The organism is Collinsella sp. AM17-1 (genome assembly GCF_003470665.1).
Taxonomy (GTDB): domain Bacteria; phylum Actinomycetota; class Coriobacteriia; order Coriobacteriales; family Coriobacteriaceae; genus Collinsella.
In genome coordinates, this window is the sequence record NZ_QRJZ01000015.1 from 42,811 (window position 1) to 50,087 (window position 7,277).

General features: G+C 56.3%; 6 protein-coding genes. 4 read left to right on the forward strand and 2 right to left on the reverse strand.

Annotated features, from left to right (window positions below):
• Window positions 1–10: 10 nt before the first annotated feature.
• Both DW195_RS07565 and DW195_RS07570 read left to right on the forward strand, forming a co-directional pair.
• On the forward strand, window positions 11–1,387 hold the full coding sequence (locus tag DW195_RS07565; RefSeq protein ID WP_118206357.1) for an MATE family efflux transporter: 1,377 nt from the start codon (window positions 11–13) through the stop codon (window positions 1,385–1,387).
• A 228-nt stretch (window positions 1,388–1,615) separates the two neighbouring features.
• Entirely contained in the window at window positions 1,616–2,785 is a 1,170-nt protein-coding gene (locus DW195_RS07570; protein ID WP_199409482.1) for an ATP-binding protein, read from the forward strand.
• Window positions 2,786–3,157: 372 nt separating this feature from the next.
• On the opposite strand, the gene DW195_RS10695 is transcribed toward DW195_RS07570, so the two are convergent.
• Window positions 3,158–3,961, reverse strand: coding sequence for a LuxR C-terminal-related transcriptional regulator (locus DW195_RS10695; protein WP_118289359.1), 804 nt, complete (start codon window positions 3,959–3,961; stop codon window positions 3,158–3,160).
• A 178-nt stretch (window positions 3,962–4,139) separates the two neighbouring features.
• Between DW195_RS10695 and aguA the strand changes: the two genes are divergently transcribed.
• Window positions 4,140–5,261, forward strand: coding sequence for an agmatine deiminase (gene aguA, locus DW195_RS07580; RefSeq protein ID WP_118206359.1), 1,122 nt, complete (start codon window positions 4,140–4,142; stop codon window positions 5,259–5,261).
• 160 nt (window positions 5,262–5,421) lie between these two features.
• Window positions 5,422–5,592: a hypothetical protein gene (locus DW195_RS10425; RefSeq protein ID WP_158554607.1), complete on the forward strand. Its 171-nt coding sequence runs from the start codon at window positions 5,422–5,424 to the stop codon at window positions 5,590–5,592.
• A gap of 615 nt (window positions 5,593–6,207) precedes the next feature.
• Here DW195_RS10425 and DW195_RS07590 read toward each other — a convergent pair.
• Window positions 6,208–6,858, reverse strand: a complete 651-nt coding sequence (locus DW195_RS07590; RefSeq protein ID WP_118206361.1) for a GNAT family N-acetyltransferase — start codon at window positions 6,856–6,858, stop codon at window positions 6,208–6,210.
• Window positions 6,859–7,277 lie beyond the last annotated feature (419 nt).

Genomic DNA, 7,277 nt, shown 5'->3' on the forward strand with positions numbered 1-7,277 from the left:
GGGGAGAACAATGGCAGAAGAAACGACCGCCGCTGTTGAGGAGGAGCGTGAGCTTGCCTCGCAGCCGATTCCCGGCCTGGTGCGCAAGTACACCATCATCACCGGCCAGGGTATGCTCGCCCAGATTATCATGGTGGTCCTTGAGGGCCTCGTGATGGGTTGGGGCCTGGGTGCACACGGCCTGGCCTGTGTTTCGATCATCATGTCGGTCGAGTACATTAACCTGGCCTTTGGCAACCTGTTTGGCACCGGCGTGCCCGCCGTGGTGGGCAACCTTTTGGGTGCCGGCGACATTAAGGGCGCCAGCAAGGCGTTTAGCCAGGGTTTTTGGCTTACCACGATTGTGAGTGTGCTGCTTGCTGTGGTGATGGCTGTGTTTACCGAGCCCATCTGCGCATTCTTCGGCGCCACGCCCGACATCATGGCCGATACCGTTGCCGGCGTGCGCACCTTCTCCGTGCTGCTGCCGCTCACGGTCATTGGTCAGATGGTCACCGCCGTCATGCGTGTGGACGAGAAGGTTCAGATCCAGGCCAACCTCATGACCGTGTCTGCCATCGTCGCTATCTGCTGGCTTGCGCTTTCCACGTTTGTGCTCAAGCTTGGCGTTATGGGAGCTGGCGTGTACTACGGTCTTTCCATCGGTATCTGGGCCATCGGTATCTTCTGGTTCATCGGCGGTAAGAAGTCGCAGCTCCAGATCAGCGCCGCCGACCTCAAACTCGACATGGCCATCTGCGGCCAGATCATCAAGATTGGTTTCCCGTTCTTTTTGGTGCAAGCTGCCACGTTCATCTTCAACACCGTTGCCAACTCGTTGCTTGGCCAGCTCGGCGGCGACATGGGTTCGCTCTACATCGCGGCCTTTGGTGTGATCAACGGCTACATCCTCTACATTACCATGATGGTCGCCCAGTGCTTCTCGTACGGCCTGCAGCCCATTGCCGCCTTCAACGCCGGCGCCAAGGCGTGGGCGCGCCTCAAGGAAACGCTCTCCTGCACGCTTAAGTACCAGGTCGTGACGCTTGCTGCGGTGTCTGCTGTGCTATGGGTGGCCGCAACGCCGGTCTGCGCCTTTTTTGCTGGTAGCGACCCGGCGCTCGTCGAGGTTGCCGCCAACGCCACGCGCATCGTTATCCTGGCCGTGGCCCTGGGCTATCTTGCCATGACCATGTCGATGTATTTCCAGGCGGTCGAGAAGGTGGGTGTCGCCACGTTTACGGGCCTGCTTCGCTATGTGATCTGCTCGGTGCCGCTTATGTACCTCCTCGGCAACATGATGGGTGTCGAGGGCGTGTGGATCGCCCTGGTGGTGGCCGATGCCATTACCGGCATCATCTCCATTGCGCTCGCCGCACACGAGTCCAAGCGCCTTGCCACGCTCTAGGCTCGGATATGGCTGGCGTACGATAGTCGAACAAGTTAACTCGCCTGCAAGCCACCACAATGGGGACAGCCCCCATTGTGGTGGCTTTTGTTATTTAGGGTCTGAGATTTCGGCTCTATAAATAATGCTTTTGAACTGGGTTACCATAAGATTATGGTAAACGCTACTATAAGATTATGGAGAATGAAACTATTCGATTATGGTAACAGCGTAATAAGGGGCGTTGATATGGCTGAGTTCATTAACAGGGATTTGCATGAGTTGCTCATTCGCATGGCAGGCTGGTTTCCTGTTGTGTCGTTGACAGGGCCTAGGCAGAGTGGTAAGTCTACGCTGGTTCGGCATGCCTTTCCCGACTATTCCTACGTCACGCTTGAGGACCCTCAAACGAGGCGCGCGGCCTTGGAGGATCCGGTGAGTTTTATCCGCAACCGAAAGGGCGGACTCATCATCGATGAGGCGCAATACGCGCCGGATTTGTTTTCAATGATCCAGGTTGTTTCGGATGAGCGGGGAGACGCCGGTCAATACATCCTTACAGGCTCGCAAAACTTTTTGATGATGAAAAGCATCGGGCAGTCTCTTGCCGGGCGAGTCGGGATCTTAAAATTGCTGCCATTATCGTTTCGAGAAGCGGAGAGGGGCCAGCAGGGGCAGCTGGAAGTGGATTTGTTCGCGCTCGAAGGGGGATACCCTCGCCTGCGTTCCGCCGGAATGCCGTCCTCGGTTTATTTCCCCAGCTATATCGATACCTATGTTGAGCGCGATGTTGTGGGCTTGCTTGATGTGCGCAATAAGGCGGAGTTTCATAAGTTTCTGTCCATAATTGCTCAGAGCGTCGGTGCCCTCATCAATATATCCTCGCTTTCTCGAGATACGGGCGTGAGCGTATCGACCATTAAAAGCTGGTTGTCCATCCTGGAGCAGAGCTACCTGACGTTTTCGCTGCAGCCCTATTATGCAAATGCCAAGAAGCGTCTAACTAAAACGCCCAAGCTCTATTTTTACGACACGGGGCTGCTCTGCTACTTGCTCAAAATTGGATCACTGGAGCAACTATTGGAGAGCCCTTATCTGGGGGCCGTTTTCGAAAACCTCATCGTTTCCGAAACGGCGAAGAGCCATCTCAACGTGGGCGAGAATCCCGAGCTGTATTTCTATAGGGACGACAGCAAGCGTGAAATCGATTTGCTCGACTGTACAAACTCAGGGAGTCCCAAGGCTATCGAAATAAAATCATCCAGAACGTATCACGATAAGTACGCCCGCCATCTACAGACTGTATGCGATGAGATCGACATTGCAAAAGATGCGCGCTATGTTGTGGCCCGCGTGGACTCAACGTATGAGTCGAAAGACTGTAGTGTGGTTTCGGCGCGTGATTGGCTTTTACGATAACAAGCTCGGCGCATTAACAACAGCCGCGAAGGGAACCGGCCCCCTTTTTGCGGCGGTTTTTGCCTATCTGGTGCGTCTTAGATGCAAGTGAGTAGACTTATTTGGATATGCCGAGCACATCGCAACAAATACTCAATAAAACCGCAGGTCAGAGCTGTGGCGTTTTGGGGCGTGCTTGGTCTCCTACAAAAAGCCTACTCACTTGGTTTTTCTGCTAGAAGACCGCCGCGAGGGAAGGCAGCTCCCTCGCGGCGGCTGACATTTGCCCAGATAAAACCTGCCAAAACAACCCTGTCTACTCTTTGAGCCAGAGCCGACACTAATTCAAATGGCGAAATCAAAGGGCGCTCTCTGCATGGAGGGCGCCCTTTTTTATCGCGGGATGTTTTGCGTGGCAGTCATGAGGCCCAGGCGGTTGCTGACGCCGAGCTTGCGATAGATGGCGTTGACATGCTTCTTGACGGTTGACTCGCTTATGAATAGCTCGTTTGCCATCTGTTTGTTCGTTTTGCCGTCGAGCATGAGCCGCATGACTTCGGCTTCGCGCGGTTGGATATTGTGTTCTGTAATGAAAGCATTTAGCTGGTTTGTGTCTTCTGTCTGGGTGAGTTTAATGCCCCGAGGATAGAGGTTGGCGAGCGCGAGGCTCGCGTGCCGAGCGACTTCGAGCAGGATTGCGAGCTCGGTGTCGGTGAAGTCTCCGGCCGTGCGTTCACGAAACAGGGTGATGCTTCCTAGCGGGCTGTCGTTGTGCGCGAGCGTGGCCGTACAGCCAAAGTAGACGCCCTGCGGTTCCATCCATTTGCGATAGATGGGCGTGGCATCGCGTCGCTCGACGTCGACGAGGTCGAGGTCGCGGTAGACGCCGACCTTATGTAAGTCAAAGCTCCATGTTGTATAGTCCATCGCGGCGTAGCGGTTGTAGTAGTCGCTCAGTGCGCGGTCGTCCATTCCGCTGCTTGCGGGGTGGACGTAGCGTGGGGCATCACTGCCCGCCGCCTCGATCAGGTCGAACATGGCGATCCGATGGGGCACGAGCCCTGTCGTTCCCTCGAGGGTCTCCTTTTGCAGCTTATCGACACCGTGTGATGCGTGGATTGCAAGCGCGAGCTCGTTGAGAGCAGTCCAGGTCGTACTGTCCAACTCAATAGTCTGCTGTTTATTGCATGGGGGCATAGGGCATCCTTTCCATTGTGGAACCCAGTATGTCATGTTCTCGGCCTGAATAGAACTTTAGGTCAGCGAATGGTATACCGTCGGTCGCTGAAAGGGGCTCGAGGGACCATTGAGAACATCTCGGTGCGGCCGCATCATGGTCTCGTCAAGCAAAAGCACCGAGATTTAGGAGCTTGAAATGAAGACCATTTACGAGAGCGAGTCTACGCCAAAGAAGGACGGATTCTACATGCCCGGCGAGTACGAAGAGCAGGAGCGCACCTGGATTTTGTGGCCGCATCGCTCGGATGTGTGGCGCTGTGGTGCCAAGCCGGCGCAAAAGGTCTTTACCGAGATTATTAAGACCGTTGCACGCTTCCAGCCCATCACCGTTGGTGTCAATGCCGAGGATTTCCCTGCGGTGTGCGAGATTTTCGATGGCGTTGAGAACGTGCGCGTGATTCATATGGAGTACAACGACTCCTGGATCCGCGACCCCGGCCCGGCGTTTCTTGTCAACGACAAGGGCGACGTGGCACTCTCGCACTTCCACTTTAACGCGTATGGCGGCTTTATCGACGGTCTGTATTTCCCGTGGGACAAGGATGCGAGTATCGGCTTGCAGGTGGCACAGCTCGAGCAGGTTAACCGCTATCGTCCCGAGGATTATATCCTCGAGGGTGGCTCGTTTAACTGCGACGGCCAGGGCACCGTGGTGACCACCGAGATGTGCCTGCTCAATGAGGACCGCAACCCCCAGTACACCAAGGAGCAGATCGAGGAGAAGCTTGCCGAGTACCTGGGCATCGAGAAGGTCATTTGGATCAAGGATGGCATCGACCCGTTTGAGACCAACGGGCACGTGGACGACGTCGCATGCTTTAGTGCGCCCGGCGAGGTCTGCTGCATGTGGACCGATGATCCCAACCATAAGTTCTACAAGGAGTGCCAAGAGGCGTATAAGACGCTTTCCGAGACGACGGATGCCCGTGGCCGCAAGCTCAAGATCCACAAGGTGATTATGCCTGCGACCTCGGTATATATGACCGAGGAGGAGGCATCGACCATCGATCCGGTCGAGGGTGTGCTGCCGCGTACTCCCGAGGACGCCTTTGAGCCCAGCTACCTCAACTTCTTGCCCATCAACGGGGCGGTGCTGGTGCCACAGTTTGGCGACCCCAACGATGCCCAGGCACTCAAGAATATCCAAGCCGCCTATCCGGATCGCGAGGTCATCGGCATCATGACGCGCGAGGTCATCTATGGTGGCGGCAACATCCACTGCATCACCCAGCAGCAGCCCAAGGCGCGCTGTAAATAGCAGTTCCATGGTGAACAGTGCTTGATTGTCCGCACGCGAAAGTCCGCCGACTTCAATGGTCGGCGGACTTTTTGTGTGGTGGTTTCAGCTGAACGGCGGGCCGTGCGGCTTGGGTGTGCGGGCACACAATCTGGGGAAACCAAACAGATTGGGGCCTTATATGATCGACTCGAAGGGAAACGTGCGACCCGAGGGCATGTTTAACAGGGCGTACCTGGCCCCCGAAGCCCAGCGCGCATACGATACGCTGCTCGAGTGCGTGCTCAACGGGCAGAAGGGTTGCGAGGCTTCGGCGCATGCGGGCATGGATACCATCAAGGCGCTCGTATAGCTTTACGCTTTCGGATGTGACACATAGGACTGCGTGCGCCGCTCCCGGCTATATTGCCCCCGAGGTGCTTCAACTCATGGAGATAGCCGGCATCAGCGATTTCGAGAGCTTGGCAGCGTCCACGAATGCCCCCGTGTTTACGCCACAGACGGATGACTTTGGACTCGCGGTCCATATCTTTAAGATGCTTAACCGTGGAATACACCCATACGCTTCTGGTGAGCTGGACTTGGACATATTTGACCTGGACGACGATGACATTCCGCCTGCACCATTGATAAACAGCTGCGTGTGTAATGGGCACAGCCCGTTTGTGGGGACGTTGGTCGGATACGTTGTCCCAAAGTACGCTCTTGAGCTCGATGATTTTAGCGGCCTTATGGGCGAGGCACTCCGTCGATCGCTGTATGGCAGGGCGGAGGAGCGTCTTGACGCACGCACATGGGCGCGCCTGCTCGACCGCTATCTATCCGAGACAGTTGTGTGCAAGCGTGGCCATCTCCACCACTCGTTACAGCACGAATGCCCTTGCTGCCGAGGAGAGCGCGCCTTGTTGACTCGTCTTGGTTGATGGTTTGGGCCGTCTTGTAGAAAGCCCGTGAGGCGACATGCAAGTTAATCCTGCGTGTCGCCTCCGTACATATAGACGATAAATCCGTCGCCGGTGTCCTGGCTGTGATCCTCCAAGATGCGCTTCATGTTGAGGTGCTCGTAGAACTGCCAGTCGGAGTTGCAGTCGCTCATCAGGAAGAATTTGGTGCACCCGGCTTTGGCGAGTTCGGCGCGCGCAAGGTCGATGAGCTTGCGGCCGAGTCCCTTGCCCTGCCATTCGGGCACGATGATGATCAGGTTGAGCTGGCCCTGGGCATATTCGTTGCCCGTGGCGGCAAAGCGGTCGGCTGTTGCCTTCTCGCGGCTATCGCCAAAGAGCGAGCCTTCGAGCTTGGCATCGGCGGTCTTTGCCATCTCGGTTGCCTGGACGAACATTTCGTTGTAGCAGGGCTCCCACGTGGGATTGGTGCGTGGTTTGCCGTCTTCGAAGATACCGATGCAGCAAGCGGCGATGATGCGGCCTTCAGCTTCGGCAACGAGCGCGATGGGGGAGCGCTGCAGCTGCATGGCGATGTTAAAGCGCGCGCAGAAATCGGCAGCTTCGACGTCGCCGCGGTTGCGCAGCGTGTTGCACCACAGCTGGTTGTAGATGGCGGCGATGCCGGCCAGGTCATCGAGCGTGGCGGCGCGCAGGGTTACGTTGTCAAGGCTCATGGAGGCTCCTTCCAGGTTGGGTCAGGCCACCTATGAGTGTGACATGGCGACATCGTTGCCGCATCAACCATTCGGCAGACGAGCCTCGAATCCTCGGGGACGGAGGGTCCTAAGAAGGAATGAGGGCGGAATTTCGGACACTTGCTCGATGAGAGTGGATAATCTCCCACTTTTAGCGCTGGTATAGGCCAAAAACGGGAGATTATCCACTCTCATTCTGGGTAGTCGTTGGGGACGTTCTTAAACGACCAGTCATTAAAGAACGTCCCCAATGACTACCCCAAGGAACATCCCAGACTGCCGGCAGAAAAGGAACGTCCCTAACTGCCGCATCCGGAGCAAGACAACGCCGCAGGTAGAGGACAGACAGACACTATGACCCAATCCAGGGGCACGGAAACGACAGGAGCCCCCGCTCG

What these genes read in the sequence shown, in the direction of transcription:
- DW195_RS07565 (WP_118206357.1), top strand. Translation starts at nt 11, where the DNA reads ATGGCAGAAGAAACGACCGCCGCTGTTGAGGAGGAGCGTGAGCTTGCC.
- DW195_RS10425 (WP_158554607.1), top strand. Translation starts at nt 5,422, where the DNA reads ATGATCGACTCGAAGGGAAACGTGCGACCCGAGGGCATGTTTAACAGG.
- DW195_RS10695 (WP_118289359.1), bottom strand. Translation starts at nt 3,961, where the DNA reads ATGCCCCCATGCAATAAACAGCAGACTATTGAGTTGGACAGTACGACC.
- DW195_RS07570 (WP_199409482.1), top strand. Translation starts at nt 1,616, where the DNA reads ATGGCTGAGTTCATTAACAGGGATTTGCATGAGTTGCTCATTCGCATG.
- DW195_RS07590 (WP_118206361.1), bottom strand. Translation starts at nt 6,858, where the DNA reads ATGAGCCTTGACAACGTAACCCTGCGCGCCGCCACGCTCGATGACCTG.
- aguA (WP_118206359.1), top strand. Translation starts at nt 4,140, where the DNA reads ATGAAGACCATTTACGAGAGCGAGTCTACGCCAAAGAAGGACGGATTC.